17 protein-coding genes are annotated in these 17,445 nt (G+C 65.6%); 7 read left to right on the forward strand and 10 right to left on the reverse strand.

What is annotated here, in order from left to right:
- Positions 1 to 44: 44 nt before the first annotated feature.
- The 9 genes from H535_RS27870 to glyA form a co-directional block, all read right to left on the reverse strand.
- The gene (locus H535_RS27870) at positions 45 to 860 is read right to left on the reverse strand and encodes a PKD domain-containing protein (RefSeq protein ID WP_162144887.1); all 816 of its coding nucleotides are present in this window, start codon (positions 858 to 860) and stop codon (positions 45 to 47) included.
- A gap of 165 nt (positions 861 to 1,025) precedes the next feature.
- Entirely contained in the window at positions 1,026 to 1,703 is a 678-nt protein-coding gene (locus H535_RS27875; RefSeq protein ID WP_342667733.1) for a DUF6318 family protein, read from the reverse strand.
- 86 nt (positions 1,704 to 1,789) lie between these two features.
- Positions 1,790 to 2,713 (reverse strand): formyltetrahydrofolate deformylase, encoded by a 924-nt coding sequence (gene purU / locus H535_RS0114340; protein ID WP_051299329.1) that lies wholly within the window; start codon positions 2,711 to 2,713, stop codon positions 1,790 to 1,792.
- 33 nt (positions 2,714 to 2,746) lie between these two features.
- Positions 2,747 to 4,123 (reverse strand): L-serine ammonia-lyase, encoded by a 1,377-nt coding sequence (locus H535_RS0114345; protein ID WP_026820098.1) that lies wholly within the window; start codon positions 4,121 to 4,123, stop codon positions 2,747 to 2,749.
- Complete coding sequence (locus H535_RS25650; RefSeq protein ID WP_051299331.1) at positions 4,114 to 4,797, reverse strand: sarcosine oxidase subunit gamma; 684 nt, start codon at positions 4,795 to 4,797, stop codon at positions 4,114 to 4,116. The genes H535_RS0114345 and H535_RS25650 overlap by 10 nt, the downstream gene beginning before the upstream one ends.
- Positions 4,790 to 7,720: a glycine cleavage T C-terminal barrel domain-containing protein gene (locus H535_RS0114355; RefSeq protein ID WP_026820099.1), complete on the reverse strand. Its 2,931-nt coding sequence runs from the start codon at positions 7,718 to 7,720 to the stop codon at positions 4,790 to 4,792. Before H535_RS0114355 ends, H535_RS25650 begins: the two co-directional genes overlap by 8 nt.
- Positions 7,717 to 8,031: a sarcosine oxidase subunit delta gene (locus H535_RS25655; protein WP_051299333.1), complete on the reverse strand. Its 315-nt coding sequence runs from the start codon at positions 8,029 to 8,031 to the stop codon at positions 7,717 to 7,719. The genes H535_RS0114355 and H535_RS25655 overlap by 4 nt, the downstream gene beginning before the upstream one ends.
- A gap of 17 nt (positions 8,032 to 8,048) precedes the next feature.
- Positions 8,049 to 9,269 (reverse strand): sarcosine oxidase subunit beta family protein, encoded by a 1,221-nt coding sequence (locus tag H535_RS0114365; protein WP_026820100.1) that lies wholly within the window; start codon positions 9,267 to 9,269, stop codon positions 8,049 to 8,051.
- An 8-nt stretch (positions 9,270 to 9,277) separates the two neighbouring features.
- Positions 9,278 to 10,645 carry a serine hydroxymethyltransferase gene (glyA, locus tag H535_RS0114370; RefSeq protein WP_026820101.1) on the reverse strand — a complete coding sequence of 456 codons (1,368 nt, stop codon included), beginning with the start codon at positions 10,643 to 10,645 and terminating at the stop codon, positions 9,278 to 9,280.
- A gap of 141 nt (positions 10,646 to 10,786) precedes the next feature.
- Here glyA and H535_RS0114375 point away from each other — a divergent pair, with 141 nt between their 5' ends.
- The 7 genes from H535_RS0114375 to H535_RS0114405 all read left to right on the forward strand — a co-directional run bounded on the left by H535_RS0114375 (position 10,787) and on the right by H535_RS0114405 (position 16,991).
- The gene (locus H535_RS0114375; protein WP_026820102.1) at positions 10,787 to 11,458 is read left to right on the forward strand and encodes a GntR family transcriptional regulator; all 672 of its coding nucleotides are present in this window, start codon (positions 10,787 to 10,789) and stop codon (positions 11,456 to 11,458) included.
- A gap of 131 nt (positions 11,459 to 11,589) precedes the next feature.
- Positions 11,590 to 12,198, forward strand: coding sequence for a hypothetical protein (locus H535_RS0114380; protein WP_051299335.1), 609 nt, complete (start codon positions 11,590 to 11,592; stop codon positions 12,196 to 12,198).
- A 53-nt stretch (positions 12,199 to 12,251) separates the two neighbouring features.
- Positions 12,252 to 12,818, forward strand: a complete 567-nt coding sequence (locus H535_RS28480) for an RES family NAD+ phosphorylase (protein ID WP_162144888.1) — start codon at positions 12,252 to 12,254, stop codon at positions 12,816 to 12,818.
- Between the two features lie 129 nt (positions 12,819 to 12,947).
- Positions 12,948 to 13,916: a hypothetical protein gene (locus tag H535_RS25665; protein WP_155838706.1), complete on the forward strand. Its 969-nt coding sequence runs from the start codon at positions 12,948 to 12,950 to the stop codon at positions 13,914 to 13,916.
- 125 nt (positions 13,917 to 14,041) lie between these two features.
- Entirely contained in the window at positions 14,042 to 15,157 is a 1,116-nt protein-coding gene (locus H535_RS0114395; protein WP_026820104.1) for a FecCD family ABC transporter permease, read from the forward strand.
- A 41-nt stretch (positions 15,158 to 15,198) separates the two neighbouring features.
- Positions 15,199 to 16,230: an ABC transporter substrate-binding protein gene (locus H535_RS0114400; RefSeq protein WP_035769758.1), complete on the forward strand. Its 1,032-nt coding sequence runs from the start codon at positions 15,199 to 15,201 to the stop codon at positions 16,228 to 16,230.
- Positions 16,230 to 16,991, forward strand: coding sequence for an ABC transporter ATP-binding protein (locus tag H535_RS0114405; protein ID WP_026820106.1), 762 nt, complete (start codon positions 16,230 to 16,232; stop codon positions 16,989 to 16,991). The genes H535_RS0114400 and H535_RS0114405 overlap by 1 nt, the downstream gene beginning before the upstream one ends.
- Here the strand turns inward: H535_RS0114405 and H535_RS25670 are convergent.
- A complete protein-coding gene (locus tag H535_RS25670; protein WP_051299339.1) occupies positions 16,968 to 17,441 on the reverse strand; it encodes a Fur family transcriptional regulator in 474 nt (157 codons plus the stop codon). The two genes, H535_RS0114405 and H535_RS25670, sit on opposite strands and share 24 nt — an antisense overlap.
- Positions 17,442 to 17,445: the final 4 nt, after the last annotated feature.

Genomic DNA, 17,445 nt, shown 5'->3' on the forward strand with positions numbered 1-17,445 from the left:
TAACAGCTCGGCCGGGACTCACCGTGTGGCGAGGCGCATATCGGTCAACAGCCGGCGCCGTTGGGGTTTTCGATGCAGTTGTCGGCGTAGAGGGATGTCTCGGAGGTCCAGATACTCATCAAGTGCGGGTCTGAGGGCACCGCCGCCTCGCCCGCAACCGGCCGCCAAGGGCCACCGTCGACCGAATAATCGCCGGCGAAATACGTCACCAGCGACACGTTATAGTCACCGGTTTCGGTATACCGGTGGCTGGTGGCCGTTTCGGTATTCATCGCACCGACATCCAGCTTCGTCCCGCCGGTGGTGGTGGTTTGTCCCGTCCCGTCGCCGTAATTCCACCGGTAGGAGACAGGCCACGCCCGCAACCGAATCTGAGCGTCCTCGAATTCGAAGGTGAACTGCTGCTCCTCGGCAACGGCATACACATTGCTGTGCGCGTTCTTCAGCCCGAAATGCTCCGGCTGCGACACAATCTGAGCCGCCACAATGGGCTGGCTCTCAAACTCGCGCAGAGTAATCACCACCGGCTCATCCCCGGCTGAGTCACCACCGGCCGGCGGCTCCGGAGGCTGACCCGAGTACAGGCAATCCTGCCGCCCCGTCGGCGTCTCGGTCGGAGGACTCGTACTGGTATCGACCTCAATCCACTGGACCAAAATGCCGTCCTCGCCACCAGTGCACCGGGCATCGAGCTCCACACACGTCGCCGGATCCAGATAATCACCGACATTCGCCGTACACACCCGCTCGTAGACATAACGGACGCCATCAGCGGGCGACGACGCCACCTGGTCCCCAATAGTGTCTCCATTTGGCTTGGTCCCTGAATCTGGCTTAGCCCCCGAAGGCTCACTGGGCATAACGCTCCAGCTCACATTGGACGCATTTGCGACGCCACCGTCCTCAATCCCTGCGGACGTTCCATTGCTTCTCGCGTTTGCAGGTGAGGCCGAGAGCAGAGCAGTGGTGAGCAACAATCCACCAATAACAGCCTCGACAGCCGGTCTTCCCCCCTTGGACATGACTTAGGTACCCTCAGGAGAACCGAAATCGAGCATTATCCAATGATCCTCATGGTAGAAGGCGATAACGGAAAACAGTTTTGCCGAAACCGGTTCAGATTCCCCAACTTCCTTCCCGCTTGAATCAAAGTATGTAATTGAATCCTGCCGGACACGCGCGAAGGAATTAATCGAGCCCGCTGTGTTCTCCTCAAACTTCGTGAAGTGGTCGACAAGCGTCAATGTCCCTCCCTTCATCCATCCGCCAGGAGAGTATTGTTCTTGAATGCGACCAGTAATATTGGTGCATGTCTTACATCCTGGATCGGTAACAGCCCAAAACTTCTTCCAGTCATTCGTCACGTACCCGTAGCTGAAGAGTTCGAGCCACCATTTAGTGAACGCCTTAAGTCCGGCCTTGGTGTTCTTATCGGCCAGCGCCGGCTTTTCGGGCACCGGGATGTGGGCTGCGGGGCCGGTCGAGGATGCAGGCGTAGGTTCCGGGGTTGTGGGAGTCGGAGTTGACGTAGGCGTAGGTGTCATCGACCCGGACGGTGACGCGGACGTAGATTGAGAACTCTCTGGCGGCGTCGTCGGGTCCTCTGCCCCACTCGCCTGGCAGCCCGCCAGCGCCAGGGCAACGACGAGAGCGGATGACGCGATCGACATTTTGCACGTGGAAGATCTACGAGACTGGGCCATGAAAGTCCTGGTTCGATGGGCGCTGGCAAATGAGTAGTACTCAGACTAACCCGGCACCAGCCCCAGGAGAAGACTTATCCACAGGGCTACCGCAACACCACTGTCTTGCCGCCGGCCAGGATCACCCGTCCTTCGCAATGCCATTTCACCGCGTTGGACAGCGCCTTGCATTCGGTGTCGCGTCCGGCCGCGGCCAGGTCGTCCGGGCCGTAGGTATGGTCGACTTCGACGACTTGCTGGGAGATGATCGGTCCTTCGTCGAGCTCGCTGTCCACGTAATGCGCGGTCGCGCCAACGGTTTTCACGCCGCGCTGGTACGCCTGATGATACGGTTTCGCGCCCTTGAAGCTGGGCAAAAATGAGTGGTGAATGTTGATGCATTTGCCGCTGAGCCTGGTGCTGAGTTCGTCGCTGAGCACCTGCATGTAACGGGCGAGCACCACGAGTTCGATGTCGAGTTCGTCCAGCACCTCCACCAGCCTGGCTTCGGCTTCGGGCTTCGTGTCGCGGGTGACGGGGATGTGGAAGAACGGGATGCGATGCCATTCGACCAGAGATGCATGGTCGCGATGATTGGACACGACGCCGGCAATCTCGACGGGCAGTGCGCCGGTGGTTGCCTCATACAGCAGGTCGTTGAGGCAGTGCCCATATCGGGACACCATGATCAGGATCCGCCGTTTGGCTCCGGCCGGCTCGAGTTGCCAGCGCATGCCGAATTGCTCCGCCACGGGCGCAAACGCCTCCCGCAGATCCTCGGTTCCGGCGGGCCGGGCGTCTTTCGCGGAGGCCATGTGGACCCGCATATAGAATCGGCCGTTGATGCGGTCGCCGAACTGCTGGTTATCGATGATGTCGCAGTTTTGCTCCACCAGGAAGCCGGAGACGGCGTGGACGATCCCGGGGCTTTCGTCGCAGTCGAGGGTGAGGACGTGTTCGACGTCGGCGGGGCCGTCCGCACGGGATGTCGCCTGGGCGGGGCGACGGTGCAGGTGATCAATCGGGGTCATCTCAACACTCGTTCATCTCAACACTCGTTCGTCTCAACACTCCGTGACATTGACGGCGAGACCGCCGCGGGAGGTTTCCTTGTACTTGGACTTCATATCGGCACCGGTATCGGCCATGGTCTTGATCGCCTGGTCGAGGGAAACCGAGTGCCGGCCGTCGCCTTTCATGGCCAGCCGCGCCGCGTTAATCGCCTTGGAACTGGCGATGGCGTTCCGCTCGATACACGGGATCTGCACCAGCCCGCCGACCGGGTCGCAGGTCAGCCCAAGGTTGTGTTCAATCCCGATTTCGGCAGCGTTCTCCACCTGCTCCACACTGCCGCCAAGCACTTCGCACAGCCCGGCCGCCGCCATCGAACAGGCCGAACCAACTTCGCCCTGGCACCCTACTTCGGCCCCGGAAATGGAGGCGTTCTCCTTGTACAGGATGCCGATGGCGGCGGCGGTGAGCAGGTAGCGCAGCACGCCGTCGTCGTCGGCCCCGTCAATAAACTTCGCGTAATAATGCAGCACAGCGGGCACGATGCCGGCAGCGCCGTTGGTAGGAGCCGTCACCACGCGTCCGCCGGCCGCGTTCTCTTCGTTGACCGCCAACGCGAACAGGTTCACCCAGTCCATCGCACGGATGGGATCCAGCTCGTCGGCCTGCTCGGTCAGTTGCCGGTGCAGTTTCGCTGCCCGCCGCGCAACCTTCATTCCCCCGGGCAGCGTGGTTTCCTCGGTGGTGCAGCCGTTGGTGACGCATTCACGCATCACGTCCCAAATGTGCAGCAGCGCGGCGCGGGTCTGATCGTCGGGGCGCCAGGCCCGTTCATTGGCCAGCATCAGTTCGCTGATCGACAGGCCGTTCTGCCGGCAATGCCGCACCAATTCGGCGGACGTGGTGAAGGGATACGGCAAGGGTGTGTCGTCGTCGACGATTTTGTCCTGCTGCGCTTCCGCCTCGGTAACGACGAACCCGCCGCCGATCGAGTAGTAGATCTCCTCGGCGAGCAGCCCGCCATCCTCGTCGAAGACGCTGAACTTCATCCCGTTGGGGTGGGCCGGAAGCGACTTGCGCCGGTGCAGGACGACGTCGGCAGACCGGTTGAAGCGCACCGGCTGGGTTCCGGCCAGCGACAGTTTTTCCTCGTCGCAGATCTCCCGGACGACGTCGTCGGAGCCGTCGGCCTCCACGGTTTCGGGAGCTTGTCCGGTCAACCCGAGGATGACCGCCTTGTCGGAGCCGTGCCCGAGGCCGGTGGCGCCGAGCGACCCGAACAGCTCGGCCTTAACCCGCTTGACGGTTCCGAGCCCGCGGCCGGCCGCGACCGATTCCACGAACAGCTTGGCCGCCCGCATCGGCCCGACCGTGTGACTGGACGACGGGCCGATGCCGACCGAATAGAGGTCGAGCGCGCTCAGTGCCATCCCGGATCACTCCCCGATTGTGAGTGCGCCGGCAGCGGTTCTGCTGCGAACTCGGCCATTCCGTCCATCAGCCAGCGGCCCAGATGATCGGCAAAAGAAGACCTGGGCAGTAACCGGTAGGTCGGAGCGTCGTCGGTCTGCCACAGCACCACCGGCACGGCGCCGACTGCGGTGGATACCGCAGTGCCCGGGGTGAAGGCCCTGGGGTGCAGGTCGACTGCGCAGCTCTTTTCCAGCACGGCGCGGGCCGATGGTCCGGACAGCTCCAGGGTGGTGCGGTTGGCGGAAAGGTCGACGACGGATCCCGGCGCATCGCCGAGCCGTTCGGTGAGCTGGTCCACCAACGGTGACGCAGCGTCGTCGGTAATGACTAAAAACTCGTCGGGGCCCTGCCACAACACCGTGTGGCCTGCGCCGTGGGTGGTCTGCCCGCAGACGGCCGGCAGCGGTGCGCCGAGCACCTCGCTGAGGGCGGATGCGGCGGCCGATGCAGGATCGACCCGCAGCCCAATCATCGTCACGTACGGTATTTCCCGCAGGCGCACCGCCCGGGAACCTGTTACTTCCGCGGCCCGGAAGGCCTCGTGCAGGTGCTCCACCGGACTGTGCCGCCGCTCAGTCGGCCCGCTCGAGGCAGGGACCTGGATGTTGTCCTCCAACAATGTACTAGCCATCGCGCTTGCTTCCTTCCCGGTCGTACAGCACCGTGTCCGTTACTTCCACTTCCATCAACGTTCCATTCACCGGAGCGACCACCTGCCGGCCGATCCGTTCCCGGCCGCCCTTGATCAGCGCCAGCGCGAAGGACCTACCCAGCGCTTCACTGTGGTAGCTGGAGGTGACGTGTCCCAGCATCGGCACCGGCGCCTTTTCGGGGGTGATTGGCGTTCCTTGTTCGACCAGGTGCGCCCCTTCGGGCAGCCGGAAGGTCTTGTCCGCGGGCAGCAGGCCCACCAATTGTTTGCGGTCGCCGCGCTGCTGGTCCAGCCGCGCGTAGGACCGCTTGCCCAAAAAATCCTTCCGCTTGGAGACCACCCATTCCATGCCGGCGTCCTGCGGGGTGACCGTTCCGTCGGTGTCCTGCCCGGCGATGATGAAGCCCTTCTCCGCGCGGAGCACGTGCATGGTTTCCGTGCCGTAGGGGGTGATGTTGAATTCCGCCCCGGCCGCGGTCACCTGCTCCCACACGTCCAGCCCGAACCAGCCGGAGACGTTGATCTCGAAGGCCAGTTCGCCGGAGAAGGAGATCCGGCAGATCCGCGCCGGAATCCCGGAGGCCAGCGTGGTGTGCCGGAAATGCATGAACTCGAAGGCTTCCTGCGACACATCCAGGTCCGGTGCCAGCTTGGCGATCACCTCACGGGATTTGGGCCCGACGACGGCAACGGTCGACCACTGTTCGGTCACCGACGTGCACATCACGTCCAGCTCCGGCCATTCGGTCTGCAGCCATTCCTCCAGCCATTCCAGCACCTTGGCGGCGCCGCCGGTGGTGGCGGTCATGAAGTACCGGTCCTCGTCGACCCGCAAGGTGACGCCGTCGTCGAACACCATCCCGTCCGTGGTGCACATGACGCCGTAGCGGCCCTTGCCCCGGGGCAGTTTCTTGAAGCCGTTGGTGTAGATCCGGTTCAGGAACTCGCCGGCGTCGGCACCGGCGATCTCGATCTTGCCCAGCGTGCTGGCATCCTGGAAGCCGACCGAAGTCCGGGCCGCGCGGCATTCGCGCCACACTGCGGCGTCCATGTCTTCCCCGGGCTGCGGGTAATAGCGCGGACGCTTCCACTGGCCGACGTCCTCGAACACCGCGCCATGGTCCAGGTGCCAGGGGTGCATGGAGGTCAATCGGGCCGGGTCGAACAGGTCTCCACGTTCCCGGCCGGCGAGTGCCGCGAACGGCACCGGCATGTAGGGGGCGCGGAAGGTGGTGGTGCCGACCTGGCCGGGCCCCTGCCCCTCCAGCGCTTCGGCGATGACACCGATGGCATTGACCGCCGACGTCTTGCCCTGGTCCGCGGCGGTGCTCAGCGAGGTGTAGCGCTTGACCAGTTCCACGCTGCGCATTCCGGCGCCGGTGGCCCGGAGCACGTCGGCGACGGTGGAGTCGCGCTGCAGGTCGATGAAGTGCGTGTCCCAGCCGGCCGGTTCGCCGTCCAGCGCGGGGGTGAGCCACAGCGGCCGGGTGGGCGAAGCATCGGCGGCCGGGTCCGCCAGCACCGGCCATTCGGCCTGGCCGAAGCCGGTCTGCGCGGCCGCGGCGGCGCCGGCGAGTGCGCCGTCGTTGACGCATCCGTCCAGTGCGTAATTGCCCCGGGCAGCCCCGACGACCTGCTGGTCCTCGACCTGGTCCGCAGGCACGAATCCGACCAGCGTCTCGTCGAAGCGAAGCTTGCCTTGCCGCTGGCTGTGCAGGTGCACCACCGGGCTGAATCCGCCGGAAACGGCGAGCAGGTCGCATTCGATCTGCTCAACCGGACCGGCGAGGCTGCCGTCGTCGGCCAGGCCACTGACCGTGACGCCGGAAAGTTGCCCGCCGGCAGCGTCCCCGTCACCGGCGGTCGGGTCGGCGGCGTCGGTGTCCACGACGGCGGAGCCGGTGAGGATCCGCAGTCCCTGGACCTGTTCAGCGGCGGCGCGGGCTGCGTCCGACAGTTCGGGACGGGCGTCGACGACGGCGGCCACCTCCACTCCGGCGCGGGCCAGGTCGGTAACGAGCCCGTAGACGCTGTCGTTCGTCGTCGTCACCACTGCCTTGCGCCCGGCGGCGACGCCGTAGCGGTTCAGGTAGCTGCGCACGGCCGAAGCGAGCATGATGCCGGGACGGTCGTTGTTGGCGAACACCAGCGGGCGTTCGTGGGCGCCGGTGGCGACGATGACCTGCCCGGCACGGATGTGCCAGACCCGCTGCCGGGAGACATTCGCCGGGGCCTGCTCCCCCAGGTGGTCAGTCCGGTTTTCGACGGCGAGCACAAAGTTGTCGTCGTAGCTGCCAAACGCCGTGGTGCGGTGCAGCACGGTGCATTCTTCCGCTGCGTCCAATGCGTTCCGCGCCGTCTCGATCCACTCCGGAGCACCGGCCCCGTCGATCGTCTCGTCCGGCGAGGCCAGCAGCGACCCGCCCAGCTCCGGCTGGTCGTCGACCAGGATCACCCGGGCATCCGTCGCTGCGGCCGCCTGTGCGGCGGCCAGCCCGGCGGGACCTCCCCCGATCACGAGCACGTCGGTGTGCACGTACTTCTTGTCGTAGAGGGAGTCGTCCTCGGCCGGGTCCAGCCGGCCCTTGCCGGAGAGCAGCTCCATGTCCAGGCCGTCGATGGCCTCGACCATGGACGACTGCAGCATCGATTCGGCCACGCCGGTTTTCCCGGGCCTGTCGACCCGGATCAGCGCGTTCGGCTCGGCCACGCCGTCGGCGAAGATGCCGCGCGGCCGGCCCAGGTACAGCGAGGGGGCAGCTTCGGTCCGGCCGGAAGCCAGCATGGCCGAGGCAACGGTATCTCCGGGGTGTGCGTCGAGCTTTTCGCCGTCGATGCTCAATTGCAGCGCCCTGCTGCGGTCGATCCGGCCGCCGTCGGGGACGCGGTGTGCGTTGCTCATGCCGAGACCTCCTTGGTGTCGGGCTGTGTCTGCGGCTGTGTCTGTGGCGCGGCCCAGCCCATCGGGTAGGTGGTGATGATCTTGTAGCTGTAGGTGTCGCGCACGGCGTTGAACCAGCGCCGGCACCCCAACCCGTGCATCCAGCGCTCGGCGAATTCGCCCAACGGATTGTCGCGGTAGAAGAGGAACCCGGCCCACTCGGCGTCGGTCAACTCGTCGGGGTTCGCCGGGTAGGGCACATGCGCCTGGCCCCCATAGGTGAATTCGTCTTCGTTGCGCGGGCCGCAGTGCGGGCAGTCGATCAAAATCATCTTTGGTCCTTTTAGCTTTAGTGGGCGACGGCGGCGGCGCCGTGCTCGTCGATCAGGGCGCCGCTGACAAACCGATCCAGGGCGAAGGGTTCGTTCAATTCGTGCGGCTCGTCGTGGGCAATAGTGTGGGCGAACGTGTAGCCGGCCGCCGGGGTCCCCTTGAACCCGCCGGTGCCCCAACCGCAGTTCACGTAGAGGTTGTCCACCGGCGTCTTGCCGATAATCGGCGAGGCATCCAGGGTGACGTCGACGACCCCGCCCCAGGTGCGCAAGACATGTGCCCGGGAGAACATCGGGAAGAGCTCGACGGCGGCAGCCATCTGTTCCTCGATGACGTGGAAGGAACCGCGCTGCCCGTACCCGTTGTACGAATCCACCCCGGCGCCGAGTACCAGTTCGCCCTTGTGCGCCTGGGAACAGTAGACGTGGACGTGGTTGGACATCACCACGGTGGGGTGCACCTTTTCGTGCAGCTCGGAGACCAGTGCCTGCAACGGATGCGACTGGATGGGCAGCCGGAATCCGGCCATTTCGGCCAGCAGCGAGCTGTGCCCGGCGGCGGCCATCCCGACCTTGCCGGCGTTGATCCGGCCCAGGTTGGTTTCGACGCCGGTGACCCGGTTGCCGTCCTTGATGAACCCGGTGACTTCGCAGCCCTGGATGATATCCACGCCCATCGCATCGCAGGCCCGGGCGAAGGCCCATGCCACATGGTCGTGCTTGGCGATGCCCGCCCGCGGCTGCCAGGTGGCGCCCATCACCGGATAGCGGATGTTGTCGGAGGTGTTCAGCACCGGGCAGATCTCTTTGATCTCGTCCGGCTCCACCCAGTGCGAGTCAACGCCGTTAAGCTGGTTGGCGAAGACCCGGCGGGTGCTGTCGCGCACTTCCTGCAGGGTGTGGGCCAGGTTCAGCACCCCGCGCTGGCTGAACAGGAAGTCGTAGTCGAGTTCCTCGGGCAGTCCCTCCCACAGGTTCAGCGCGGTGTTGTAGATCGCCGCGCTCTCGTCCCAGAGGTAATTCGAGCGGATGATGGTGGTGTTGCGGGCCATGTTGCCGCCGGCCAGCCAGCCGCGCTCCAGGATGGCGATGTTGGTCATCCCGTGGTTCCTGGCCAGGTAGTACGCGGTGGCGAGTCCGTGTCCGCCACCGCCGATGATCACGGCGTCATAGGAGGATTTCGGCTCGGCATTGCGCCACAGGAATTCCTTGTGCTCGCCCAGCGAATCGTGGCTCATCGTGGTGGTCATTTTCCGGCTCCGTCCTGGTAGAGGGGGAACTGGCGTGCCAGGTGCTCCACCCGGCCGCGCAGGGGCGCAAGTTCTGCCGCTGTTAGCAGGGCGCTTCCGACGTCGTCGTCCGTGCCGGCCGCGCCCGCCGCCATGGCCAAGGCGGTGGCCAGGATGTCGGCGACCTCGGTGAACTCCGCGTCGCCGAATCCCCGGGTGGCCAGCGCCGGGGTGCCGATCCGCAGGCCCGACGAGACCATCGGCGGCCGCGGGTCGAACGGAATGGAATTGCGGTTCACCGTGATGCCGATGGCGTGCAACAGGTCCTCGCCCTGCTTGCCATTGAGCGCCGAGTTTCGCAGATCCGCCAGCACCAGGTGGACGTCGGTGCCGCCCGAGAGAACCGTGATGCCGGCGTCGGCCACGTCGTCGGCGAGCAGCCGGTCGGCGAGGATCCGTGCGCCGTCGAGCGTGCGCCGCTGGCGCTGCCGGAACTCGTCCGAAGCTGCCAGCTTGAACGCCACTGCCTTGGCGGCGATCACGTGCTCCAGCGGTCCGCCCTGCTGGCCGGGGAACACGGCACTGTTGATCTTTTTGGCGTATTCGGCCTTGCTGAGAATGACTCCGCCGCGCGGGCCGCCAAGGGTCTTGTGCGTGGTGGTGGTGACGACGTCGGCATAGGGCACCGGACTGGGGTGCAGTCCCGCGGCCACCAGCCCCGCGAAGTGGGCCATGTCGACCATCAGGTACGCTCCGACGTCGTCGGCGATCTGCCGGAAGCGGGCGAAATCCAGCTGCCGGGAGTAGGCCGACCAGCCGGCGACGATCATCCGCGGCCTGTGCTCGCGGGCCAGCCGCTCCACCTCGTCCATCTCCACGCGATAGTCGGTTTCATCCACGTGGTACGGAACCACGTTGTAGAGCTTGCCGGAGAAATTGATCCGCATCCCGTGAGTGAGGTGGCCGCCGTGGGCCAGATCCAGGCCCAGGATGGTGTCGCCCGGATCGAGCAGCGCGAACATGGCTGCGGCGTTGGCCTGGGCGCCGGAATGCGGCTGCACGTTCGCTGCCTCGGCGCCGAACAGCTCCTTGATCCGGTCGATGGCCAGCTGCTCGACGACGTCGACATGTTCGCAGCCGCCGTAGTAGCGCCGGCCCGGATAGCCTTCGGCATATTTGTTGGTCAGCACCGATCCCTGGGCGGCCATCACCGCGGCCGGGGCGAAGTTTTCCGAAGCGATCATCTCCAGCGTGGTCTGCTGGCGGTTCAGCTCGGCGTCGATCGCGGCAGTGATCTCCGGATCCGCGTCCGCCAGCGTCCGGCCGAGCCCAGCTGCCTCGGTGGGAACCTCCGGCAGAGGCTCGGTGTGCAGGGCCGTACTCATGAAACCTCCCGTTGAAATATGTTTAGTAAACTATTGATATATCAGATTGATAGCTACGATATGCTTAAGCTCACACGGGAGTCAATGGTGACGGAGAAAAATATCCCGCCACGCTCGATGGAAGGCGATGACGGCAGCATCATGAACGAGGCACCAGACTTACTTGAGGCGCACGACGTCGGACTCTCCATGGCCGAAAGTGCGTACCGGAAGGTGCGCGACAAGCTGATCACCCTGGACATCCGCCCCGGAGCGCCCATCAACGAGGCGGAGCTGGCCACCGAACTCGCGATCGGCCGCACCCCGCTGCGGGAAGGGCTCAAGCGGCTGGAGCGCGACCACCTGGTGGTCTCCTACCCCCGCCGCGGGACCTTTGCCACCATGGTGGACATCACCGAACTGGCCCAGATTTCGGACATCCGCCTCTCGCTGGAGCCGCTGGCCGCGCGGCGCGCCGCCGAGGACGCCACGGACGAGGCACGCGACGAACTGAGGCGGCTGGCCGCATCGATCGCGGAACTGGACGGCGACTCCTCGGACCCGCGGGCGCTGATGCGCTTCGACATTGCCGTACACCGCGCCATCTATCACGCCGCCGGCAACCCGCACCTGGAAGACGTGCTGATCCGCTACGACAACCTCGCCGTGCGGATCTGGTTCCTGGTGCTCAACAAGCTGCCCCATGTCTCCGCGCACATCACCGAACACGCGGAACTGCTCCACGCCATTGCCGACGGCGATGCGGACCGGGCCGCCAAACTCACCCGCCAGCACGTGGCAGACTTCGAAAACTCCATCCGCACCGTGCTCTAAGGCGAACCCGCGGAAAGCACCGCCACGCACCAGGAAGGACCGGGGGAAGTCTCCATCAACACACATAAAATGTGACGTAAACCATCCCTGTTGGTAGACTCGGTTTACGGAGTTTACAAGGTGGGATTGCGGTGGAAGCAGGAGAAGGCGGCGAGTGGGTCGCCGCTGCGGGAAATGAAGGAAACGCCCTCCGACAGTCAGGCGAAACCGTCGACGTATCCAGCGCGGACGGCTCCAACGGTGTCGACTCGTTCCTCAGCGAACTCCGACTGTCCCTGCAGAGACAGGGCAAGACTCTTAGAGAAGTCAATGTCAAAGTATTGGCTGAATCATTGGCACGTGGCTTGCCGGCCGACGACGAGACAAACCAGCTCTTGAACAAGGTCGGCCCATACTACGACACCCGGGGGCTACAGGAGTGGCTGAGACTCAGCAGGCAAGCCCTTCGGAAAAGGGCGAAAGCCCATAAACTGCTTGCCTGCAAAACCGACGACAACGTACTGCTCTATCCAGTGTGGCAATTCCTGGATGACGGGAGCGTCCTCCCCCACTTGGACGAGGTGCTGACGATTTTGGCCTCCGGTTCGCCGGAGGCGCCCTGGAGTTGGGGCGCATGGCTCACCGCCGTTGTGGATGACGAGCTCGACGGTAAATCCGCAGCCCAGTGGCTTCGGGACGGTTACGACCCAGAAAGTGTAAAAGCGCTGGCGCGGGAAGATGCTGCAAGTTGGGCCGCTTGAGCGGCGATCCGGGACTGGCAGAACCCCCGCCGGACTTGACGGGATTTCCATCGGTGGCGTTCGAGCCAACAATGGAGCTTTATCGGGCAGTTACGCCGGGACGGGGCGCGTGCTGGTTTGGCTCAAACGGATCGCAACGCTTTGACCTCCGCCCTCCGAGAGGCACCTGCTATGCCGCAACGACTATCGAAACCGCAATACGCGAGAAGATGCGGCGCCGGATCCTTGGCCACGGAATCCCTCCAGATGTCATCCCCACCATCGAAGTCCATCGCATTCACCTGCCTCGGCCAGGCGAATATGCGAACACTGCTCATGCACATGCCGTACGCCATGGCGCCAATAGAGAGCTGTCCGCCTCCACTGACTACGAGCTCACCCGGCAATGGGCAGAAGCGTTCGCTGCCGCCCAATTCGACGGCATCTTCTATGCCTCCCGGTTCACCTCCGAAATGGCTTGCAATTCCGTTGCAGTTTTCGGCGATGCGGGCGAAACAGATGATGGATCCGAAGAGGTCTTGAAAGGCCTCGACGCCATTCACGCCGCTGGTATGCAAGACATGCTCACCCCGCCAATACGCTCAAGGCAGGCCGCAATTCGCAGACCGCCACCGATCTGAGGTTTGTCATGGCCCCCTGCAAGGGCCGTGGCTGTGCTCTACAAGAGTTCTGAGGACGCCCCCTGCATCCTTGACAGTTATCCACTGACCGGATGAGGGTAACTGATACGCAACCAGAGACAGGCGGTCATGACAAGGCGAACGAGCCGGGTGATCAACCGAGCGCGACCCGTCGCGCGCACCTTGGCATGCACCATCTGCTTCGGCATTGCCGGATTGGTCTGGTCCACGCCCCGCTTTCACGTCCATCGGCTGCGCAAAGCCGCGACGTGCACCACCTGCGCCTCCCACCGGCGCATGCGGGCAGGTGTGATCTATGTGGTCGCGCTGCTCCTGCTCGCGGGGGCAAGCGCCCGCCCGCTGGAGGCGCTCTCGCCTGAGATCCCCTGCGGCAGCCGCATCACCCGGGACGGGGAGATCGAGCAGGAGCCCCGGCTGCGAATCTCGCCGCCACCGGTGTGGAACGCTGCCCGTCACGTGCTGGTCGCGCCCATCAGCGGCGTGGGACTCCTCGCCGGACGCGCTCTCGGTATGGAGCCATGTTCCAGGCCGCCCATGCTGGTGATGTTCTGGCCGCCACCACGCACCAGTGCCGGCGGCACGATGCTCGGCGACGTGTTCGTCGCATGGATGCCCGGCAGTCCGGCCAGCAGCCAGGCGTACGGCATCGGGAATGAAGGTACGTACATACGCTACGGCCCGAACATCGCCCAACGCCGCATCAAAGAGCGGCAGCTGAGCGTGCACGAGTCGCGACATGTGAACCAGTGGGCGGTGACCAACTTCCTGGCCGGCCCGGCCGCGTTCCCGGTTGCCTATGCCGTCGACGGTGTGTTGTTCCCCGGTTCGCGTAACCATTTCGAACGAGCCGCTGGTTTATCTGACGGGGGCTACCCGCCGGCGCCGGACAACTGGCCGGCCCCGCTTTGGCCGCAGACAGCGGCCCTTGCCCTCCTCGTGCTCATCATCCTGCGGCGCCGAATCCGCTGGCTCGCTCGCATCGTCGTCGCGGGCCGCTCACAGCTGAAGGCGCACGCGCCGCGGCACTGCCCGGTCCACACCCGCGGCTGGTCGGCCGTGCGGGCCTCCCGGCACTAAACAGCGAAAAATACCTCGCTGGCGCTGGGGCAACGGTGCTAGCGTAGTTGCAACAATGTCGCAGCAACTGCGCCCCTGTCGACGGCGGTCATGCTGCAGCAGCCCGGCTCACGCAGGAGGCAAGATTGAGCGTCGGAGTGCTCCGCGGCAGCACCGCGGCCCGGTCGGATTCCGCTCAGCTGACCGCCGGGATGCGCCGCCGTACCCACGTCTGGACTACGTGCCTGCTGCTCGCCGTCGTCGTCAGCGCGGTGCTGTGCATCGGCATCGGTCCTGCCGACATCGACCCGGTCACCGTGCTGGCGATCATCGGCCACCACGTGGGGCTGCCGCTGGACGGCGCGCTAAATGGTGTGCAGCTCTGGACGCCCGCCCAGGACGCCATCGTGTGGGGCCTGCGCACTCCCCGGGTGCTGCTGGGGCTTGCCGTAGGCGCGGCGCTGGCCATCTGCGGCGCCGCCTTGCAGGCCATGGTCCGCAACGTGTTGGCCGATCCCTACGTGCTGGGCATCTCCTCGGGAGCATCGACGGGCGCGGCCGGCGCGATTCTGTTCGGCTATGCGGCCGGGGCCGGACAATACGCCCTGCCGGTGAGTGCCTTTATCGGCGCGCTGCTGGCGTCGCTGCTGGTCTTCGCGCTCGCCCGCACGAACGGGCAGGTCACCTCCGTGCGCCTGCTGCTGTCGGGCATCGCGATCGGCTACGCGCTCTCTGCCGCGACCAGCTTCCTGATCTTCATGTCCGACGACGTCGCCGGCGCCCGGTCGGTGATGTTCTGGATGCTCGGCTCGCTGACGCTGGCCCGGTGGGGCGCGCTGCTGGCGCTCGTGTTCATCGTCGTCGTGCTCAGCGCGGGGTTTATGTATCTGTGGGCTCCCCGGCTCGATGCGCTCACTGCCGGCGATGAGACAGCGCGGACGCTGGGGGTGCGGCCGGACACCACACGCATCCAGCTGCTGCTCGTCGTCTCGCTGTGCACCGGCCTGGCCGTGGCCGCCTCGGGGGCGATTGGTTTCGTCGGCCTGGTGGTGCCGCATCTGGGCCGACGCATGGTCGGCGCCGCCCACGCCCGCCTGATTCCGGTGACCGCGCTGCTGGGTGCCGTGCTGCTGGTGTGGGCCGACGCGCTGGCACGGGTGCTGATGGAGCCGCGGGAGCTGCCGATCGGCATCATCACGGCCCTGGTCGGTGCGCCGTTCCTCATCGTGCTCATCCGCCGGATGACGGCGCAGCGGGCTTAACCGTGATCCGTATTCCGTTCGTCGTTAACGAAAGGTCTGCCATGCGTTTCTTCGGTCGGCGTGCCGTGCGCCCGGCGCTGCCAACCACTGCCCTGCTGGCCACCGCACTGCTGATGGTTTCGGGCTGCTCCGGTGCCGGTCCGAAGCAAAACCAGCATGACCGGGAGGCAGCATCCGCAGGATTCCCTGTCATAGTGGAGAACTGCGGCACCGAGGTCACTTTCGAGGCGCCGCCCGAACGCGTCATGCTGCTGGAGAGCGCGCCGGTGACAATACTCGACGGTATCGGTGTGTTCGACCGGGTCGTTGCCCGCGCCGGTTCCTTCCCGCCGGGGTATTACGATGCGGGGCTGTCCCAGGCAGTCGAGTCGGTACCGTCGGTGTCGGATGAACTCAATGCTTCGGGGCATCTGATGATCTCCCAGGAGGCAGTCATTGGCCAGACTCCCGACCTGGTGCTCGGGCTGCCCGAAGGCTTCTCGCGCCAGTCGCTGTCCGCGGCGGGAATCAACGTGCTCACCCAGGAGCTCTACTGCCCCGGCGGCGCCGACGGCGCCGACGAGGCAACATTCGCCACGCTCTATGACGAGATCAGGCGCTACGGGGTGGTCTTCGACCGCCGCGGCGCGGCCGCCGGGCTGATCAAGGACCTGAAGTCCCGGGTGGAAGCGGTCAAGCAGCGCACCGCAGACGGCAAGGACCTCACGGCCGCCGTGCTGTATCCCACCGTCGGAGGCGGCCCGCTCTACGCCTATGGCAGCGCCAGCATGGCACAGCCGCAACTCGAGGCGGCCGGGCTGGCGAACGTATTCGCCGACTCGGACGAACGGGTCTTCGAAGTACAGGCCGAACAGCTCATCGCCGCCGACCCCGATGTGCTCATCCTGCTCTACCAGGGCCGGGAGCAGGGCACGAAGCGGGCCGTCACGTCGCTGCCGGGGGCGCAGACCATCGATGCGGTGGCCGAAGACCGGATCATGACACAGCTGTTCAACTTCACCGAACCGGCCTCCCCGCTGACCGTGAAGGGCCTGGAGATGATTGCCGAACAGCTTGACCGGAGCACCGGCTGATGCTCTCCGCCGCCGGTATCTCACATGCCTACGGTTCCACGCCCGTGCTGCGCGATGTCTCGCTCACCGCCCGCAACGGGGAGATACTCGGGCTCATCGGTCCCAACGGCAGCGGCAAGACCACACTGCTGCGCACGCTCTATGGTGCCCTCACCCCGGACACCGGCATGGTGACCTTCGACGGCGTCGATGTCCGCACGATCTCCGCCCGGCAGATCGCCCGGCAGATCGCCGTCGTCGTCCAGGAGCCTGCGGGAGACCTGATGCAGACCGTCGCCGACACGGTGCTGATGGGACGGACCCCGCACCGCGGCCTGTTCGCCCGGCACTCGGCTCGGGACGAGAGGCTCGCCGTCTCAGCCCTGGAACGGGTCGGGGCACTGCATCTGGCCTCCCGCGGCCTCGACGAGCTCTCCGGCGGCGAGAAGCAGCGGGTTCTGATGGCCCGGGCGCTCGTGCAGCAGGCGCAGTGCCTGCTGCTGGACGAGCCGACCAACCATCTGGACATCAGCTACCAGCATCAGGTGCTGCAACTGGTCCGGGAACTGGCGCTGACGACCGTCGTCGTACTTCACGACCTCAATCTCGCCGCGCGATACTGCGATTCGATCGTGCTGCTCTCAGCCGGGAACGTCCACGCCACCGGCACGCCGTCCGAGGTGCTCACCGCCGACACGGTGAAATCGGTCTACGGCGTCGAGGCCGACGACGTGCTGGCGGCGGATGGAACGCTGCAGCTACTCTTCCGCGGACAAGGATGACGCTGCACGGCAGGAGTCGCAGGTGCCCATGATCGAGCTGCGGTTGGGGTCGAAAGCGAACCCGCGCTGCCGCAGCATCCGGTCCGCTGCATCGTCGAACACGTCGGAGGGCAGGGCAATGACCTTCTGGCACACCACGCAGTGCCCATGGAGGTGGGTCGACGTCGCCAGGTGGTAGGCGGTCGCGCCTCCGGGCAGTTGCCGGTGCGCCACGATTCCCGTCGCGGCGAACAGCTCCAGGGAGCGGTAGACCGTTGCACGATGGACCCCGTCGTCGTCCGTCCGGGCGGCGACATCGTCGGCCGTCAGGTGCTCGGCGTGTGCTGCCAGCAGCTGGAGTATCCGGCGGCGGCCTGCGGTGACCCGCTCGCCGTGGGCACGCAGCTCCTGGATCGCCCGGCCGACGAGGACATCCGCGTCTTCGGCGTGATGCTCGACGTGCCTGTTCACCGTC

Origin of the sequence: Arthrobacter castelli DSM 16402 (assembly GCF_000430705.1) — a bacterium.
GTDB classification, from domain to species: domain Bacteria; phylum Actinomycetota; class Actinomycetes; order Actinomycetales; family Micrococcaceae; genus Arthrobacter_C; species Arthrobacter_C castelli.

Bases quoted from the DNA above. Each gene is read 5' to 3' on its own strand.
- H535_RS27870 (WP_162144887.1), bottom strand. From the start codon at position 860: ATGCCCAGTGAGCCTTCGGGGGCTAAGCCAGATTCAGGGACCAAGCCA.
- H535_RS27875 (WP_342667733.1), bottom strand. From the start codon at position 1,703: ATGGCCCAGTCTCGTAGATCTTCCACGTGCAAAATGTCGATCGCGTCA.
- purU (WP_051299329.1), bottom strand. From the start codon at position 2,713: ATGACCCCGATTGATCACCTGCACCGTCGCCCCGCCCAGGCGACATCC.
- H535_RS0114345 (WP_026820098.1), bottom strand. From the start codon at position 4,123: ATGGCACTGAGCGCGCTCGACCTCTATTCGGTCGGCATCGGCCCGTCG.
- H535_RS25650 (WP_051299331.1), bottom strand. From the start codon at position 4,797: ATGGCTAGTACATTGTTGGAGGACAACATCCAGGTCCCTGCCTCGAGC.
- H535_RS0114355 (WP_026820099.1), bottom strand. From the start codon at position 7,720: ATGAGCAACGCACACCGCGTCCCCGACGGCGGCCGGATCGACCGCAGC.
- H535_RS25655 (WP_051299333.1), bottom strand. From the start codon at position 8,031: ATGATTTTGATCGACTGCCCGCACTGCGGCCCGCGCAACGAAGACGAA.
- H535_RS0114365 (WP_026820100.1), bottom strand. From the start codon at position 9,269: ATGAGCCACGATTCGCTGGGCGAGCACAAGGAATTCCTGTGGCGCAAT.
- glyA (WP_026820101.1), bottom strand. From the start codon at position 10,645: ATGAGTACGGCCCTGCACACCGAGCCTCTGCCGGAGGTTCCCACCGAG.
- H535_RS0114375 (WP_026820102.1), top strand. From the start codon at position 10,787: ATGAACGAGGCACCAGACTTACTTGAGGCGCACGACGTCGGACTCTCC.
- H535_RS25665 (WP_155838706.1), top strand. From the start codon at position 12,948: ATGACAAGGCGAACGAGCCGGGTGATCAACCGAGCGCGACCCGTCGCG.
- H535_RS0114400 (WP_035769758.1), top strand. From the start codon at position 15,199: ATGCGTTTCTTCGGTCGGCGTGCCGTGCGCCCGGCGCTGCCAACCACT.
- H535_RS0114405 (WP_026820106.1), top strand. From the start codon at position 16,230: ATGCTCTCCGCCGCCGGTATCTCACATGCCTACGGTTCCACGCCCGTG.